Origin of the sequence: Mesorhizobium sp. M0771 (assembly GCF_040320155.1) — a bacterium.
Lineage (GTDB): Bacteria > Pseudomonadota > Alphaproteobacteria > Rhizobiales > Rhizobiaceae > Mesorhizobium.
On sequence record NZ_JAMYPC010000005.1, the window covers coordinates 188,762 to 205,621 of the forward strand.

General features: G+C 62.0%; 20 protein-coding genes. 2 read left to right on the forward strand and 18 right to left on the reverse strand.

All coding sequences use genetic code 11. The annotated features are described in order from the left end of the window. Positions 1-6: 6 nt before the first annotated feature. The 16 genes from rplN to rpsL all read right to left on the reverse strand — a co-directional run bounded on the left by rplN (position 7) and on the right by rpsL (position 9,980). Entirely contained in the window at positions 7-375 is a 369-nt protein-coding gene (gene rplN, locus NKI05_RS10120) for a 50S ribosomal protein L14 (protein ID WP_006205457.1), read from the reverse strand. A gap of 72 nt (positions 376-447) precedes the next feature. Continuing rightward, positions 448-687 (reverse strand): 30S ribosomal protein S17, encoded by a 240-nt coding sequence (gene rpsQ, locus NKI05_RS10125; protein WP_010909280.1) that lies wholly within the window; start codon positions 685-687, stop codon positions 448-450. Positions 688-698: 11 nt separating this feature from the next. Next, the gene (gene rpmC / locus NKI05_RS10130; RefSeq protein ID WP_006205459.1) at positions 699-899 is read right to left on the reverse strand and encodes a 50S ribosomal protein L29; all 201 of its coding nucleotides are present in this window, start codon (positions 897-899) and stop codon (positions 699-701) included. 13 nt (positions 900-912) lie between these two features. Then, entirely contained in the window at positions 913-1,326 is a 414-nt protein-coding gene (gene rplP, locus NKI05_RS10135; protein ID WP_006205460.1) for a 50S ribosomal protein L16, read from the reverse strand. A gap of 26 nt (positions 1,327-1,352) precedes the next feature. Continuing rightward, positions 1,353-2,078 carry a 30S ribosomal protein S3 gene (rpsC, locus tag NKI05_RS10140; protein WP_023672753.1) on the reverse strand — a complete coding sequence of 242 codons (726 nt, stop codon included), beginning with the start codon at positions 2,076-2,078 and terminating at the stop codon, positions 1,353-1,355. Continuing rightward, on the reverse strand, positions 2,078-2,467 hold the full coding sequence (gene rplV / locus NKI05_RS10145; RefSeq protein WP_006205462.1) for a 50S ribosomal protein L22: 390 nt from the start codon (positions 2,465-2,467) through the stop codon (positions 2,078-2,080). Before rplV ends, rpsC begins: the two co-directional genes overlap by 1 nt. A 2-nt stretch (positions 2,468-2,469) precedes the next feature. Further along, the gene (gene rpsS / locus NKI05_RS10150; protein ID WP_006205463.1) at positions 2,470-2,748 is read right to left on the reverse strand and encodes a 30S ribosomal protein S19; all 279 of its coding nucleotides are present in this window, start codon (positions 2,746-2,748) and stop codon (positions 2,470-2,472) included. A 16-nt stretch (positions 2,749-2,764) separates the two neighbouring features. After that, positions 2,765-3,598: a 50S ribosomal protein L2 gene (gene rplB, locus NKI05_RS10155; RefSeq protein WP_023706515.1), complete on the reverse strand. Its 834-nt coding sequence runs from the start codon at positions 3,596-3,598 to the stop codon at positions 2,765-2,767. Between the two features lie 23 nt (positions 3,599-3,621). Further along, positions 3,622-3,915 carry a 50S ribosomal protein L23 gene (locus tag NKI05_RS10160; RefSeq protein ID WP_023672751.1) on the reverse strand — a complete coding sequence of 98 codons (294 nt, stop codon included), beginning with the start codon at positions 3,913-3,915 and terminating at the stop codon, positions 3,622-3,624. Then, positions 3,912-4,532 carry a 50S ribosomal protein L4 gene (rplD, locus tag NKI05_RS10165; protein ID WP_023672750.1) on the reverse strand — a complete coding sequence of 207 codons (621 nt, stop codon included), beginning with the start codon at positions 4,530-4,532 and terminating at the stop codon, positions 3,912-3,914. Before rplD ends, NKI05_RS10160 begins: the two co-directional genes overlap by 4 nt. Continuing rightward, positions 4,532-5,260 carry a 50S ribosomal protein L3 gene (gene rplC, locus NKI05_RS10170; protein WP_023682606.1) on the reverse strand — a complete coding sequence of 243 codons (729 nt, stop codon included), beginning with the start codon at positions 5,258-5,260 and terminating at the stop codon, positions 4,532-4,534. The genes rplD and rplC overlap by 1 nt, the downstream gene beginning before the upstream one ends. A gap of 61 nt (positions 5,261-5,321) precedes the next feature. Continuing rightward, the gene (gene rpsJ / locus NKI05_RS10175) at positions 5,322-5,630 is read right to left on the reverse strand and encodes a 30S ribosomal protein S10 (RefSeq protein ID WP_010909272.1); all 309 of its coding nucleotides are present in this window, start codon (positions 5,628-5,630) and stop codon (positions 5,322-5,324) included. A 69-nt stretch (positions 5,631-5,699) separates the two neighbouring features. Then, positions 5,700-6,875, reverse strand: coding sequence for an elongation factor Tu (gene tuf, locus NKI05_RS10180; protein WP_023723394.1), 1,176 nt, complete (start codon positions 6,873-6,875; stop codon positions 5,700-5,702). A 65-nt stretch (positions 6,876-6,940) separates the two neighbouring features. Next, positions 6,941-9,031 carry an elongation factor G gene (gene fusA / locus NKI05_RS10185; protein ID WP_023707177.1) on the reverse strand — a complete coding sequence of 697 codons (2,091 nt, stop codon included), beginning with the start codon at positions 9,029-9,031 and terminating at the stop codon, positions 6,941-6,943. 30 nt (positions 9,032-9,061) lie between these two features. Then, a complete protein-coding gene (gene rpsG, locus NKI05_RS10190) occupies positions 9,062-9,532 on the reverse strand; it encodes a 30S ribosomal protein S7 (RefSeq protein WP_008875664.1) in 471 nt (156 codons plus the stop codon). A gap of 76 nt (positions 9,533-9,608) precedes the next feature. After that, positions 9,609-9,980 carry a 30S ribosomal protein S12 gene (gene rpsL / locus NKI05_RS10195; protein ID WP_006333356.1) on the reverse strand — a complete coding sequence of 124 codons (372 nt, stop codon included), beginning with the start codon at positions 9,978-9,980 and terminating at the stop codon, positions 9,609-9,611. Positions 9,981-10,475: 495 nt separating this feature from the next. Between rpsL and NKI05_RS10200 the strand changes: the two genes are divergently transcribed. Together NKI05_RS10200 and NKI05_RS10205 are read left to right on the forward strand one after the other, a co-directional pair. Beyond that, positions 10,476-10,757 (forward strand): hypothetical protein, encoded by a 282-nt coding sequence (locus tag NKI05_RS10200; protein WP_023694876.1) that lies wholly within the window; start codon positions 10,476-10,478, stop codon positions 10,755-10,757. Between the two features lie 103 nt (positions 10,758-10,860). Then, positions 10,861-11,796: a Gfo/Idh/MocA family protein gene (locus NKI05_RS10205; RefSeq protein ID WP_023815324.1), complete on the forward strand. Its 936-nt coding sequence runs from the start codon at positions 10,861-10,863 to the stop codon at positions 11,794-11,796. A gap of 46 nt (positions 11,797-11,842) precedes the next feature. Here NKI05_RS10205 and NKI05_RS10210 read toward each other — a convergent pair whose 3' ends face one another. Next, positions 11,843-12,508, reverse strand: a complete 666-nt coding sequence (locus tag NKI05_RS10210) for an O-methyltransferase (protein ID WP_023815325.1) — start codon at positions 12,506-12,508, stop codon at positions 11,843-11,845. Positions 12,509-12,587: 79 nt separating this feature from the next. Further along, positions 12,588-16,784, reverse strand: coding sequence for a DNA-directed RNA polymerase subunit beta' (gene rpoC, locus NKI05_RS10215; protein ID WP_023667434.1), 4,197 nt, complete (start codon positions 16,782-16,784; stop codon positions 12,588-12,590). Positions 16,785-16,860: the final 76 nt, after the last annotated feature.

Here is a 16,860-nt window from a genome sequence, read left to right on the forward strand (position 1 = left end):
GGCTCCTTACAGCACTTCAGGCGCGAGCGAGATGATCTTCATGTGGTTCTTGGCGCGGAGTTCGCGCGGAACCGGTCCGAAGATACGCGTGCCGATCGGCTCTTTCTTGTTGTCGACGAGAACGGCCGCGTTCTTGTCGAAACGGATCACGCTGCCGTCCGGGCGGCGGATGTCCTTGGCCGTGCGAACCACGACCGCCTTCATCACATCGCCCTTCTTAACGCGGCCGCGCGGAATGGCTTCCTTGATCGACACCACGATGATGTCGCCTACGGAAGCGTATTTCCGCTTCGAGCCGCCCAGCACCTTGATGCACATGACACGACGGGCGCCGGAATTATCCGCGACGTCGAGGTTTGTTTGCATCTGAATCATGACTGGCCGCCTTCTTCTCTTCTAACGGGACGGGCTCAAAGCCCCTCCCCGGTCTGTCCAAAATTCGGTTTGTTACGCCTGGTCCGAAGACACGACGATCCAGCGCTTGTCCTTGGAAATCGGCTTCGATTCCTGGATGAACACCTGATCGCCGACCTTGTGGGCGTTGTTCTCGTCGTGCGCCTTGTACTTCTTGGTCATGCGCACGGTCTTCTTCATCACGGGATGCGTGAAGCGCCGTTCGACCTTGACGACTACCGTCTTCTCGTTCTTGTCGCTGACGACAGTGCCCTGCAGAATGCGCTTTGGCATGATTTTCGTCCTTAAGCCTTCTTGGCCGCGGACTTTTCCGCAGCGATGGTCTTGATACGCGCAATGTCCTTGCGAACCTGCCGCACGCGCGCGGTCTTCTCGAGCTGGCCGGTGGCCTTCTGGAAGCGCAGGTTGAACTGCTCCTTCTTCAGGCTGGCCAGATCGTCGGTCAGCTGGTCCTGGGTCTTGGTCCGGATGTCTTCGGCTTTCATGATCAGCCCGTCCTTATTCTGCGATGCGCTGTACGAAGCGCGTCCTGACCGAGAGCTTGGCCGCGCCGAGACGCAGCGCCTCACGGGCGGTTTCTTCGTTGACGCCGTCGATCTCGAACATGATGCGGCCCGGCTTGACGCGCGCCGCCCAGTAATCGACAGCGCCCTTGCCCTTGCCCATGCGCACTTCAGTCGGCTTCGACGTCACCGGCACATCAGGGAAAATACGGATCCACACGCGGCCGGCACGCTTCATCTCACGAGTGATCGCGCGGCGGGCCGCCTCGATCTCACGCGCGGTGACGCGGTTCGGCTCAAGCGCCTTCAGCCCGAAACCACCGAAATCCAGGTTGGTGCCGCCCTTTGCGGTACCATGGATACGGCCCTTGAACTGCTTGCGGAACTTTGTGCGCTTTGGCTGCAGCATCGTTCTAACTCCAAATTCCTAAATAATCAGGCGTTTTCGCGACGACGACCGCGTTCGCGATCACCACCACCGCCATGCGCAGCATCACCCTCGGTCGCGCGACGCTCCGAAGCCATCGGATCGTGCTCGAGGATTTCGCCCTTGAACACCCAGACCTTGACGCCGCAGATGCCGTAAGCCGTATGCGCTTCGGCCGTGCCATAGTCGACATCGGCGCGCAGCGTATGCAGCGGCACGCGGCCTTCGCGGTACCATTCCATGCGTGCAATCTCTGCGCCGCCGAGACGGCCGGCGCAGTTGATGCGGATGCCTTCGGCGCCCAGGCGCATCGCCGACTGAACGGCGCGCTTCATGGCGCGGCGGAACGCGATACGACGCTCGAGCTGCTGGGCGATCGACTGGGCGACCAGGGTTGCGTCGATTTCCGGCTTGCGCACTTCAACGATGTTCAAGTGCGTCTCGGACTTCGTCATCTCCATCAGCTTCTTGCGAAGCTTTTCGATGTCGGCGCCCTTCTTGCCGATGATCAGGCCCGGGCGCGCCGCATGGATGGTGACGCGGCACTTCTTGTGCGGGCGCTCGATCACGACCTTGGAAATCGCAGCCTGCTTGAGTTCCTTTTCAAGATATTTGCGGATCTTGATGTCCTCATGCAGCAGCTTGCCGTACTCGCCGGTGTTCGCGAACCAGCGCGAATCCCAGGTGCGGTTGATGCCGAGGCGCAGACCGATCGGATTGACTTTCTGACCCATTATGCGGCCTCCCCTTTTTCTTCGACTTCACGAACGACGATCGTGAGGTGCGAGAACGGCTTTTCTATACGGCTGGCGCGACCGCGGCCACGAGCATGGAACCGCTTCATGACGATCGACTTGCCGACATAGGCTTCCGCCACGATCAGTGCATCGACGTCGAGGTCGTGGTTGTTTTCCGCGTTGGCGATCGCCGATTCCAGCGTCTTCTTGACCGTGCCGGAAATCCGCTTGGCCGAGAATTCGAGATCGGAAAGCGCTGTCGCGACCTTCTTGCCGCGGATCAGCGCGGCAACCAGGTTCAGCTTCTGCGGGCTGATACGGATCGTGCGCAGAACGGCGCGCGCTTCGTTGTCAGCAAGCCTGCGCGGAGCTTTGGCCTTGCCCATGATTATTTCCTCTTCGCCTTCTTATCCGCGCCGTGACCGTAATAGGTCCGGGTCGGAGCGAATTCACCGAACTTGTGACCGACCATGTCCTCGTTCACCGAGACGGGAACATGCTTCTGGCCGTTGTAGACACCGAAGGTGAAGCCGACGAACTGCGGCAGGATGGTGGAGCGACGGCTCCACATCTTGATCACCTCATTGCGACCACCTTCACGAACCTTGTCCACCTTCTTGAGAAGGTAGCCGTCGATGAAGGGGCCTTTCCAAATAGAACGAGTCACTTGGCGTTACCTCTTCTTAGCTCTTGCGCTGATGGCGCGAGCGCAGGATGAACTTGTCGGTCGCCTTGTTGGACCGCGTCTTCTTGCCCTTGGTCGGCTTTCCCCACGGGCTGACCGGATGACGGCCACCGGAGGTGCGGCCTTCACCACCGCCATGCGGATGGTCGACCGGGTTCATGGTCACGCCGCGATTGTGCGGGCGCTTGCCGCGCCAGACCGTGCGGCCGGCCTTGCCGTCGTTGATGTTGCCGTGGTCGGGGTTCGACACGGCGCCGACGGTGGCCATGCAGGAGCCGTGAACGACCCGCTGCTCGCCCGAGTTGAGGCGCAGGATCGCCATGCCCTGGTCGCGACCGACCAGCTGTCCGTAGCCACCTGCCGAGCGGGCAACCTGGGCGCCCTTGCCCGGCTTCAGCTCGATGTTATGGACGATCGTGCCGACCGGCATCGAGGCCAGCGGCATCGCATTGCCTGGCTTCACGTCGACCGATTCACCGGCCACGATCTTGTCGCCGGCGGCAAGGCGCTGCGGAGCGATGATGTAGGACAGCTCGCCATCGTCATACTTGATCAGCGCGATGAAGGCGGTGCGGTTCGGATCGTATTCAATGCGCTCGACCGTGCCGACGACGTCGAACTTGCGGCGCTTGAAGTCGATGATGCGGTACGAACGCTTATGACCGCCGCCGATGAAGCGGGCCGTGATGCGGCCGTGATTGTTGCGGCCGCCCGACTTGGTCAGGCCTTCGGTCAGTCCCTTGACGGGCTTGCCCTTGTAGAGGCCCGAGCGGTCGACGATGACCAACTGGCGGGTGCTCGGCGTTACCGGGTTGAATTTTTTAAGTGCCATGTTTGTTGTCCTCGCGGCCTAGCTCAGAGACCCGTCGCGACGTCGATCGACTGGCCGTCGGCCAGTGTCACAATCGCCTTCTTGACGTCGCTCTGGCGGCCGATCGTGCCGCGGAAGCGCTTGATCTTGCCCTTGCGGACAAGCGTGTTCACGGCCGTAACCTTGACGCCAAACAGCGCTTCGACAGCGGCCTTGATTTCCGGCTTCGACGCCTTCTTGGCGACGTTGAAAACAACCTGGTTGTTCTCGGAAGCCATGGTCGACTTTTCCGTGATCGCCGGCGAGACGATCACGTCGTAATGACGGAGGTCGGTCATTTAAAGCGCTCCTCGAGAGCCTCGACGGCGGCCTTCGAAAGGACCAGCGTGCCGCGGCGCAGAATGTCGTAGACGTTGATGCCCTGGATGGGCAGCACGTCGATGTTCGGGATGTTGGTCGCCGCCAGCTTGAAGTTCTGGTCAAGCTCGGCACCGCCGATCACCAAGGCGTTGGTCAGGCCCAGTGTCGCGAAATTCGCGATCAGCGCCTTCGTCTTGGCCTCGGTCAGCTTCAGCTCGTCGATGATGATGATCGACGCGCTCTTGGCCTTGGCCGAGAGAGCATGCCGCAAGCCCAGAGCGCGCACCTTCTTCGGCAGATCGTGCTCGTGGCTGCGAACGACCGGGCCGTGGGCCTTGCCGCCGCCGCGGAACTGCGGAGCGCGTGCCGAATGGTGACGGGCGCGGCCCGTACCCTTCTGCTTGTACATCTTGGCGCCGGTGCGCGCGATTTCGGCGCGGCCCTTGGCCTTGTGCGTGCCCTGCTGCCGTTTGGCCAGCTGCCAGCGCACGACGCGCTGCAGGATGTCCTCGCGCGGATCAAGGCCGAAAATCTCCTCGGAGAGTTTCACCTTGCCGGCGTCCTTGCCGCCAAGCGTTGTGATCTTGAGATCCATTATTCTGCTCCCTCTGCGGCCGGAGCCTCGTTCTTGGCGCCACTCTCGGCGGCAACGGCGCGGATCGCGGCAGGCTTCGGCGCGTTGGCCGGCAGTGCCACCTTGGCCGCATCGCGGACCAGGATCCAGGCGCCCTTCGATCCGGGAACCGCACCGCGGATCAGGATCAGGCCGCGGTCGGCGTCGGTCGAAACGATCTCGACATTCTGTGTGGTGACGCGGGTGTCGCCCATGTGGCCAGCCATATGCTTGCCCTTGAACACTTTGCCCGGGTCCTGACGCTGGCCGGTCGAACCGTGCGTACGGTGCGAAACCGAGTTACCGTGCGTCGCGCGGCCACCACCCATGTGATGGCGCTTGATGACGCCCTGGAAACCCTTGCCGATCGTCGTGCCCGTCACATCGACCTTCTGGCCGGCGACGAAGTGCTCGACGGTGATCTCGGCGCCGACATCGATCATGTTGTCGGCGGAGACGCGGAACTCGGCGACCTTCGCCTTCGGCTCGACGGAAGCGGTCGCGAAATGGCCGCGCATCGCCTTCGACGTGTTCTTCACCTTGGCAAGGCCAACGCCGAGCTGGACGGCGGTATAGCCGTTCTTCTCCTGCGTGCGCTGAGCCACGACCTGGCAGTTCTCCATCTGGAGAACGGTGACGGGAACATGTTCCCCGGCATCATTATAGATGCGGGTCATTCCCACCTTCTTTGCAATCACACCTGAACGCATCGGTTCAATTCCTTTAGAGTTCCGGGCCAGGGGCACCGCCCCTTACCGCGCTCTCATTCCCTTAGAGCTTGATCTCGACGTCGACACCGGCGGCCAGATCGAGCTTCATCAAAGCATCGACCGTCTGCGGGGTCGGATCGACGATGTCGAGCAGACGCTTGTGCGTGCGCATCTCGAACTGCTCGCGGCTCTTCTTGTCGACGTGAGGCGACCGGTTGACCGTGAACTTTTCGATCCGCGTCGGCAGCGGAATGGGGCCGCGGACGTTTGCTCCGGTGCGCTTGGCCGTCGACACGATTTCTTTCGTCGAGGCGTCAAGCACGCGGTGATCAAACGCCTTCAGGCGGATGCGGATATTCTGTCCGTTCATGCGTCACTTCCTTGTTCTGGCGCGGCGCGGGCAAATCCTGCGCCCGCGACAGATCGGTTTAAGTCCAAATTACTCTTTGATGGTGACGACGATGCCGGCACCGACGGTGCGGCCGCCTTCACGGATGGCGAAGCGCAGCTTCTCTTCCATGGCGATCGGCACGATCAGCTCGACATCGACCGTGATGTTGTCGCCGGGCATAACCATTTCCGTGCCTTCCGGCAGCGACACGATGCCGGTCACGTCGGTCGTGCGGAAGTAGAACTGCGGACGGTAGTTGGTGAAGAACGGCGTGTGACGGCCACCTTCGTCCTTGGTCAGGATGTAGGCTTCGGCCACGAACTTCTTGTGCGGCTTCACCGTACCGGGCTTGGCCAGAACCTGGCCGCGCTCGACGCCTTCACGATCAACGCCGCGCAGCAGCGCGCCGATGTTGTCGCCGGCCTGGCCCTGATCGAGCAGCTTGCGGAACATCTCGACGCCCGTGCAGGTCGTCTTGGTCGTCGGGCGGATGCCGATGATTTCCAGTTCCTCGCCGACCTTGACGATGCCGCGCTCGACGCGGCCGGTCACGACCGTGCCACGGCCCGAGATCGAGAACACGTCTTCGATCGGCATCAGGAACGGCTTGTCCAGCGGACGAACCGGCGTCGGGATATAGGCATCGACCGCAGCCATCAACTCGCGGATCGCATCTTCGCCGATGGTCTTGTTGGAATCTTCCAGAGCAGCCAGCGCCGAACCCTTGACGATCGGAATGTCGTCGCCGGGGAACTCGTTCTTCGACAGAAGCTCGCGAACCTCGAGCTCGACCAGTTCGAGCAGCTCGGCATCGTCGACCTGGTCGACCTTGTTCAGGAACACCACGATCGACGGCACGCCGACCTGACGGGCAAGCAGGATGTGCTCGCGGGTCTGCGGCATCGGGCCGTCGGCGGCCGACACGACCAGGATCGCGCCGTCCATCTGCGCGGCGCCCGTGATCATGTTCTTCACATAGTCGGCGTGGCCGGGGCAGTCGACATGGGCGTAGTGGCGCGCTGCCGTCTCGTATTCGACGTGCGCCGTCGAAATCGTGATGCCGCGGGCCTTCTCTTCGGGCGCCGCATCGATCTGGTCGTAGCGCTTGTACTCGCCAAAATACTTCGTGATCGCCGCCGTCAGCGACGTCTTGCCATGATCGACGTGGCCAATCGTGCCAATGTTCACATGAGGCTTGTTACGCTCGAATTTACCTTTTGCCATGTGATGTCTCCAATCTGCTCGCCCGTACGGGCCTTGAATTAAGTTACCGATGCAACCCGTTCAGGTTACGCGTATTTCTTCTGGACTTCCTGGGCGACCGCGGTCGGCACAGGCTCATAGTGATCGAACTGCATCGTGTAGGCCGCGCGGCCCTGGCTCATCGAGCGCAGGTTGTCGACGTACTTGAACATGTTGGCCAGCGGCACCATCGCGTTGATGACGACAGCCACGCCACGCGCTTCCTGGCCCTGGATCTGGCCGCGACGGCCGTTCAGGTCGCCGATGACGCTGCCGACATAGTCTTCCGGGGTCACGACTTCGACCTTCATGATCGGCTCGAGCAGCTGCACGCCAAGCTTGGGTGCGGCTTCACGGAAGCAGGCGCGGCCGGCGATTTCGAAGGCCAGAACGCTGGAGTCCACATCGTGGTAAGCGCCGTCGATAAGCGTCGCCTTGACGCCGATCATCGGGAAGCCCGCGAACGGACCCGACGACATGACGCTGTTGATGCCCTTTTCGACACCCGGGATGTATTCCTTGGGAACCGCACCGCCGACGATCTTGGTCTCGAACTCGAACTCCGAGCTTTCCGGGTTCGGTTCGAACACGATCTTGACGCGGGCGAACTGACCGGTACCGCCGGTCTGCTTCTTGTGGGTGTAGTCCTGCTCGTGCCTGCGGGTGATGGTCTCGCGGTAAGCCACCTGCGGCGCGCCGACATTGGCCTCGACCTTGAACTCGCGACGCATGCGGTCGACGATGATGTCGAGGTGAAGTTCGCCCATGCCCGAAATGATGGTCTGGCCGCTTTCCTCGTCCGTCTTGACACGGAAGGACGGATCCTCGGCAGCCAGGCGGTGAAGGGCGAGGCCCATCTTTTCCTGGTCGTTCTTGGTCTTCGGCTCGATGGCGATCTGGATGACCGGATCGGGGAATTCCATGCGCTCGAGGATGACCGGGTGCAGCGGATCGCTGAGCGTGTCGCCGGTGGTCGTGTCCTTGAGGCCAGCCAGAGCAACGATGTCGCCGGCAAAGGCTTCTTCGACGTCGGCGCGCGAATTCGCATGCATCTGCAGCATGCGGCCGATGCGCTCTTTCTTGCCCTTGACGGTGTTATCGACCGAGATGCCCTTGGTCAGCTTGCCCGAATAGATGCGGGCAAAGGTCAGCGAACCGACGAACGGGTCGTTCATGATCTTGAAGGCCAGCATCGACAGCGGCTCGTTGTCGTCGGCATGACGCTCGATCTCGGCGTCGGTCTTGGCGTCGACGCCCTTGATGGCGGGAACATCGGCCGGCGACGGCAGGTATTCGACGACGGCGTCGAGCAGCGGCTGCACGCCCTTGTTCTTGAAGGCCGAGCCACAGAACATCGGGTAGAACTTGACGGCGATGGTGCCCTTGCGGATCAGCGCGCGGATCTCGTCATTCGACGGCATCTTGCCTTCGAGGTAATTCTCGAGTGCCGTCTCGTCCATTTCGACAGCGGCTTCGATCATCTTCTCGCGGTATTCTTCGGCACGGGCCTGGAGATCGGTCGGGATCTCGACGACGTCCCAGGCTGCGCCCAGCGTCTCGTCGCGCCAGACCAGCGCGTTCATCTCGACGAGATCGACAACGCCCTTGAATTCAGTCTCAGCGCCGATCGGCAGCTGCATGACGACGGCATGCGCACCAAGACGCGAGCCGATCATCTCGACCGAGCGGTAGAAGTCGGCGCCGATCTTGTCCATCTTGTTGCAGAAGATCATGCGCGGAACTTTGTACTTGTCGGCCTGGCGCCAGACAGTCTCGGTCTGCGGCTCGACACCGGCATTGGCATCGAGCAGCGCAATGGCGCCGTCGAGCACGCGCAGCGAACGCTCGACTTCGATGGTGAAGTCGACGTGTCCGGGAGTGTCGATGATGTTGAAGCGGTACATCTTGCCGCTGCGACCCTTCCAGAAGGTCGTGGTGGCGGCGGACGTGATGGTGATGCCGCGCTCCTGCTCCTGCTCCATCCAATCCATGGTGGCAGCGCCGTCGTGGACTTCGCCGATCTTGTGCGACTTGCCCGTGTAATAGAGGACGCGCTCGGTGGTCGTCGTCTTGCCGGCGTCAATATGCGCCATGATACCGAAATTGCGGTAGTCTTCGATTTTGTATTCGCGGGCCATCTTGGATGCCTTCTCAGTCTCGTTCGCGCTTTACCAGCGGTAGTGTGCGAAAGCGCGGTTGGCTTCAGCCATCTTGTGGGTGTCTTCACGCTTCTTCACGGCGGTGCCGCGGTTGTTGGCTGCGTCCATCAGCTCGCCGGAGAGGCGGTCGACCATGGTGGTCTCGTTGCGGTTGCGGGCCGCGGCGATCAGCCAGCGGATCGCCAGGGCCTGGCGGCGCTCGGGGCGCACATCGACCGGAACCTGGTAGGTAGCGCCGCCGACGCGGCGCGACCGGACTTCCACATGCGGCGCGACATTGTCGAGAGCCTGATGGAAGACGGTGACCGGCTCCTGCTTGGTCTTCGACTGAACCTGGTCGAGCGCACCGTAGACGATGGTCTCGGCAACCGACTTCTTGCCGTCATACATAACGGCGTTCATGAACTTGGTGACGATCAGATCGCCGAACTTCGGGTCCGGATTGATCTCACGCTTTTCTGCACTGTGACGACGCGACATGGCTTTTGTCTCTCAATCTCGTAGCCCGACGCATTCAAGCAGCGCCAGGGCCGGAAAATCTTACTTCGGACGCCCCTTACTTCGGACGCTTGGCGCCGTACTTCGAACGGCGCTGCTTGCGGTTCTTCACGCCCTGCGTGTCGAGCACGCCGCGGATGATGTGGTAGCGCACGCCCGGAAGATCCTTGACGCGGCCGCCGCGGATCATGACCACGGAGTGTTCCTGAAGGTTGTGGCCTTCGCCGGGGATGTAGCCGATCACTTCAAAGCCGTTGGTCAGGCGGATCTTGGCCACCTTGCGCAGTGCCGAGTTCGGCTTCTTCGGCGTCGTTGTATAGACGCGCGTGCAGACGCCCCGCTTCTGCGGGTTCTGCTGCATGGCCGGGACCTTGTTGCGCTTCACCGGCGCAATGCGCGGCTTGCGGATCAGCTGGTTGACGGTAGGCATTAAACCCTCTTGTCTCTCAATTCCGTGTCTCGCCCGGTCAGGGCCGCTCAAAGCGCCAATTCCATACGCAAATTCGGGCCATAAACCGCGCCTCGCGGTCCTGCCCGAACAAAATGCAGAGGAAGCGGGAACCGCTTCATGCGCGCCGGAAATGTCTTTTCGCTCGTAAAACGAACCCTGTTTGAGGCAAACTCCAAAGCGTGTCGCTTCGGAAGGGAGAGCCTCACATCGGTTCTGACTGGGCGGCTTCTACTCGCAAGACCGTGAACCGTCAACCCCGGCACGCCAAATATTGCGCGCTGACGACGGCTTGGCAGCCATGCGAAAAACGCATGTAATTTTCTTTCTTCGTTTTGCAAGGCAGAGGAAGAAAGTGACCGGGGCAGACAAGAAAGTGACCGGCTTTTGGCTGTCATGCGCGGGTACTTCATGGCAAAAGGCGCCATGGACAGCCCAAAACCCCTCGCCCGCCCCCGTCTCAAGAGGAATCAGCCCGTGAACGACAATGAGGAACGCCCGGTCACCATCGTCACCGGCCGGGTCTGGAAAAAGAAGGGCGGCAAGCCTGAAGGCGTCCATGTGATGCTGGTTGCGCCCGACGACGATTCGGCCGTGCGCCGGGTGCTCGAATCGCTTGCGGCCGAAGGCTATGCCGAAGTCGAGCTCGACCAGATCGGCGATATGGACGGCGAACCCGACGAGGAGCCGCATCTGTCAGCCTTTCAGGGTGCCCTCGAAGGTGAGGTGTCGATCGTCACGTTTGACGTGCCGCTCTGAGCGTCACAGGCTGCTTGCGCCTGTACCGCGCCGGCTTGCCCGGCACCGGTTCTCTGCTAAGAACCAAGCGACTTAACAAGCCAAATTCGAATCCGGAGTCCCCATGCCCTCGAACAATGGTCCCATCAAGCTCGGCATCGTCGGCGTCGGCAAGATCGTGCGCGACCAGCATCTGCCGGCAGTGGCCAAGGATGCGGACTACCGCCTCATCGCCGCCGCCAGCCGGCACGGCAAGGTGGACGGCATCCCGAATTTTCCGACCATTGAGGCGATGCTCGACGCGGTGCCCGACCTCGAGGCCGTCTCGCTGTGCATGCCGCCGCAGTTCCGCTACGACGCGGCACGCACGGCGCTGATTGCGAAGAAGCATGTTTTCCTGGAGAAGCCGCCGGGCGCCACCGTCAGCGAGGTCGAGGACCTGAAGAGACTGGCGGCAGCCAGTGGCGTCTCACTGTTCGCCAGTTGGCATTCGCGCTACGCGCCGGCGGTGGAAGCCGCGCGTGCCTTCCTGGCGTCGGCCAAGGTCAACTCGGCCGCCATCGTCTGGAAGGAAGATGTCCGCCGCTGGCATCCGAACCAGGATTGGATCTGGGCGCCGGGCGGCTTCGGTGTCTTCGATCCCGGCATCAACGCACTGTCGATCGCAACCCACATCCTGCCGGCGATGTTCATCACCTCGGCCGTCCTCGACTTCCCGGAAAACCGCGCCTCGCCTGTGGCGGCCCACGTGACATTCCGCACCTCGGGTGGGTTGCCGGTGACCATGGAGCTCGACTGGCTGCAGACGGGACCACAGAGCTGGGACATCCTGGCCGACACCGACAAGGGCAAGATGGTGCTGTCCGGCGGCGGCACCAAGCTCGCCATCGACGGCAAGGTGGTTCACGACGAGCCGGAGGCCGAATATCCCCAGCTTTACCGGCGCTTCGCTGAAATCGTACGCGCCGGCGTCTCCGATGTCGATTTGGCACCCCTGCAGCACGTGGCCGACGCCTTCATGCTCGGCAAGCGCAATGTGGTGGAAGCGTTCTTCGATTGAACGATGAGTTCTGCCGCACCGCAGTCCGGACACTCACCATGCAGCCTTACTCGACGATCGCAATCGCAAAGCCGTCATAGCCTTTGGCGCCGACGGTCTGGATGGCGGTGCCGTCCAGGCGCTTGTCGCCGCCGATGAAGGAAAACGCACCGCGTGCGCCTTCGACATACGCGTCACGGCCATCGTCGTTGAGCACGGTGCCGTCGCGGATGACGTTGTCGCAGATGATGACCGTCCCCGGCCGCGACAGGCGCATGGCCCATGACAGATAATTCGGGTTGTTCGGCTTGTCCGCGTCGATGAAGATCAGATCGAACGGACCGGCATTTTCGGCAGCCAGCGTCTCAAGCGACTGAAGCGCGGGGCCGATCCTGAGCTCGACCTTGTCCGGCACCCCTGCCCGCTCGAGATTCGAGTGCGCGACTTTTGCATGATGCAGCTCGAGTTCGAGCGTCACGATCTTGCCGCCGACGGGCAATCCCCTTGCCATCCAGATGGTCGAGTAGCCGCCAAGCGTGCCGATCTCCAGCACCTTCCTGGCGCCGCTGATGCGGACCAGCAGCGACAGCAGCTTGCCCTGCGCCGGCGATACGTCGATGGCCGGCAGGCCCTGGTCGCGGTTGGCCGCAAGCACCGCTTCGAGGATGGGATCTGCCTCGAAGAGAGAGGAAACGATGTAGTCGTCGACGTCAGTCCAAACCTTCTTGCTCATGTTTTCCTCGATTCGATTGGGGGTCAAAACGCGAAAAGGGGCCACTGGGGCCCCCTTCCTTCTTCTCGTCCTACCGCGCTTACTGCGCGGCGTTGACCATGTCGGTCAGCATCGGCTCGGCGACCTCGACACCGGAGGCCTTGCGGCGTTCGTCGATGATCAGTTCGTCGCGCGAGGTGGCGATGCGCCGGATCTGGCTCATCGTGCCGCCGGTACCGGCCGGGATCAGCCGGCCGACGATGACGTTTTCCTTCAGGCCCTGCAGCATGTCGGTCTTGCCGGCAACCGCAGCTTCGGTCAGCACCCTGGTCGTCTCCTGGAAGGAGGCGGCCGAGATGAAGGAAGGCGTCTGCAGCGAGGCCTTGGTTATGCCCAGCAGCACCGGCTGGCCTTCGGCCGGCTTCTTGCCGTCCTCGACCAGGCGCTCGTTGACCTCTTCCAGTTCGATCACGTCGACGTGGTCGCCCGGAATGTAGGTCGAGTCGCCCTGTACCGTGATCTCGACCTTCTGCAGCATCTGGCGAACGATCACCTCGATGTGCTTGTCGTTGATCGACACGCCCTGCAGACGGTAGACTTCCTGGATTTCGTTCACGAGGTAGGAAGCAAGTGCTTCCACGCCCTTGATCGCCAGGATGTCGTGCGGCGCCGGATTGCCGTCGAGGATGTAGTCGCCCTTCTCGATGACGTCGCCGTCCTGGAGATGGAACGGCTTGCCCTTCGGGATCAGGTATTCGACCGGCTCAAGCGTCGAGTCATGCGGCTCGATGATGATGCGGCGCTTGTTCTTGTAGTCGCGGCCGAAGCGGATCGTGCCATCGATCTCGGCGATGATGGCGTGATCCTTCGGACGACGTGCCTCGAACAGTTCGGCAACACGCGGCAGACCGCCGGTAATGTCCTTGGTCTTGGCGCTTTCCATTGGGATACGCGCCAAAACGTCGCCGGGACGAACCTGCGAACCCGGCTCGACCGAAAGAATGGCCTCTACCGAGAGCAGGAAGCGGGCGTCGCCGCCCTTCGACAGCTTGCCGACCTTGCCCTTGGGGTCAAGGATGGCGATCGCCGGCTTGAGGTCGTTGCCGCGTGGCGTCGAGCGCCAGTCGATGACCTCGCGCTTGGTGATGCCGGTCGATTCGTCGGCCGTTTCCTGAACGGAAATGCCGTCGACCAGATCCTCGTACGACACCTTGCCCTCGATTTCGGTAAGGACAGGGCGGGTATAGGGATCCCATTCGGCGATACGCTGGCCCCGCTTCACCTTGTCGCCATCGTCCACGAAGATGCGCGAACCATAGGTAAGGCGATGCGAGGCACGCTCCTTGCCGGCTTCGTCGAGGATCAGCACCGCCATGTTGCGGCCCATGACCATCTGCTGGCCGTCCGAGTTGCGCACCACGTTGCGGTTGCGGATCTCGACCTTGCCCTCATACGAGGCTTCAAGGAACGAGCTGTCCACCACCTGCGCCGTACCGCCCATGTGGAAGGTACGCATGGTGAGCTGGGTGCCCGGCTCGCCGATCGACTGCGCCGCGATGACGCCGACGGCTTCGCCCTGGTTGACCGGGGTGCCGCGGGCAAGATCGCGTCCGTAGCAGACCGCGCACACGCCGATCCTGACCTCGCAGGTCAGTGCCGAGCGAATGCGGACCGACTGCACGCCGGCCTTTTCGATCTTTTCCACGTCACGTTCGTCCATCAGCGTTCCGGCCTTGACCAGAACTTCGCCCGAAACCGGATGCGTGATGTCGTCGAGCGAGGTGCGGCCCAGCACGCGCTGGCCGACCGAAGCGACGACCTGACCGGCATCGACGATCGGCTGCATGGTGAGGCCCTTGTCGGTGCCGCAATCCACGGAGTTGACGATGCAGTCCTGCGCCACGTCGACCAGACGACGGGTGAGGTAACCCGAGTTCGCCGTCTTCAAGGCGGTGTCGGCCAGACCCTTGCGGGCGCCGTGGGTCGAGTTGAAGTACTCGAGCACGGTCAGGCCTTCCTTGAAGTTCGAGATGATCGGCGTCTCGATGATTTCACCCGAGGGCTTTGCCATCAGGCCGCGCATGCCGGCGAGCTGACGCATCTGGGTGGGCGAACCACGCGCACCCGAATGCGACATCATGTAGATCGAGTTCATCGGCTTTTGACGGCCACTGTCCTCGAACTCGACGGCCTTGATGCGGGCCATCATCTCGTCGGCGACCTTTTCCGAGCACTTGGCCCAGGCGTCGACGACCTTGTTGTACTTCTCGCCCTGAGTGATCAGGCCGTCATTGTACTGCTGCTCGTATTCCTTGGCCAAAGCTTCGGTGTCGGAAACCAGCTTGATCTTGGCGTCCGGGATCAGCATGTCGTCCTTGCCGAACGAAATGCCGGCGCGGCAGGCGTGGCTGAAGCCGAGGGCCATGATGCGGTCGCAGAAAATGACCGTCTCCTTCTGACCGCAGTGGCGGTAGACGGTGTCGATCATCTTGGAGATGTTCTTTTTGGTCATCTCCTGGTTGGCCGTCTCGTAAGGCACATTGACGTTCTTCGGCAGCAGCTCGCCGATGATCATGCGGCCAGGCGTGGTGTCGTAGATTTTCGACACGACCTTGCCTTCGGCGTCGACCGTGCGGAAACGACCCTTGATCTTGGAGTGCAGCGTCACCGCCTTGGTCTCGAGCGCGTGCTGGAGTTCGCCCATGTCGGCAAACACCATGCCTTCGCCCGGCTCGTTCTGATTGACGATCGAGAGATAGTAGAGACCCAGGACCATGTCCTGCGAAGGCACGATGATCGGCGCGCCGGAAGCCGGGTGCAGGATGTTGTTGGTCGACATCATCAGCACGCGGGCTTCAAGCTGCGCTTCCAACGAGAGCGGCACGTGAACGGCCATCTGGTCGCCGTCGAAGTCGGCGTTGAAGGCCGTGCAGACCAGCGGATGCAGCTGGATCGCCTTGCCTTCGATCAGGATCGGCTCGAACGCCTGGATGCCGAGGCGGTGCAGCGTCGGCGCACGGTTCAAGAGCACCGGATGCTCGCGGATGACCTCGTCGAGGATATCCCAGACTTCCGGACGCTCCTTCTCGACCAGCTTCTTGGCCTGCTTGACGGTCGAGGAGAACCCCTTGGCGTCGAGGCGGGCGTAGATGAACGGCTTGAACAGTTCGAGCGCCATCTTCTTCGGCAGGCCGCACTGGTGCAGCTTGAGCTCCGGACCGGTGACGATGACCGAACGGCCCGAATAGTCGACGCGCTTGCCGAGCAGGTTCTGGCGGAACCGGCCCTGCTTGCCCTTCAACATGTCGGACAGCGACTTCAGCGGACGCTTGTTGGCGCCGGTGATGACGCGGCCGCGACGGCCGTTGTCGAACAGCGCATCGACGGCTTCCTGCAGCATGCGCTTTTCATTGCGCACGATGATGCCGGGGGCGCGCAGCTCGATCAGCCGCTTCAGACGGTTGTTGCGGTTGATGACGCGGCGATAGAGATCGTTCAGGTCGGACGTCGCGAAACGTCCACCATCCAGAGGAACCAGCGGGCGCAGGTCCGGCGGGATCACCGGAACCACCTTCATGATCATCCATTCCGGACGGTTGCCGGACTCCATGAAGTTCTCGACGACCTTGAGCCGCTTCAGATACTTCTTCTGCTTCAGCTCGGACGTGGTCGAAGCCAGTTCCGAACGCAGGTCGCCGGCGATCTTCTCCAGGTCCATGCCGGCCAGAAGGTCATGAATGGCCTCGGCGCCGATCATGGCGGTGAACGAATCCTCGCCATACTCGTCGACGGCGATCATGTACTCTTCCTCGCTGAGCAGCTGGTGCTCCTTCAGCGCGGTGAGGCCAGGCTCGGTGACGATGTAGTTCTCGAAGTAGAGGACGCGCTCGATGTCCTTCAGGGTCATGTCGAGCAGCGTGCCGATGCGCGACGGCAGCGACTTCAGGAACCAGATGTGAGCGACAGGTGCCGCCAGCTCGATGTGGCCCATGCGCTCGCGGCGAACGCGCGACAGCGTGACTTCGACGCCGCACTTTTCGCAGATGACGCCCTTGTACTTCATGCGCTTGTACTTGCCGCACAGGCATTCATAGTCCTTGATCGGGCCAAAAATGCGCGCGCAGAACAGACCGTCACGCTCCGGCTTGAAGGTGCGGTAGTTGATGGTCTCCGGCTTCTTGATCTCGCCGAACGACCAGGACAGAATCTTCTCAGGGCTGGCGAGCGATATCCGGATGGAATCGAACACCTGCGCCGGCGCCTGCGGATTGAAGAGATTCATGACCTCTTGGTTCATGCCGTTCTCCTTTTCGGGGTCCTCGAAAACCCCTTGCATCTAACGCGGGCCAAATGCCCGCTGAGTGGTCGGCCCA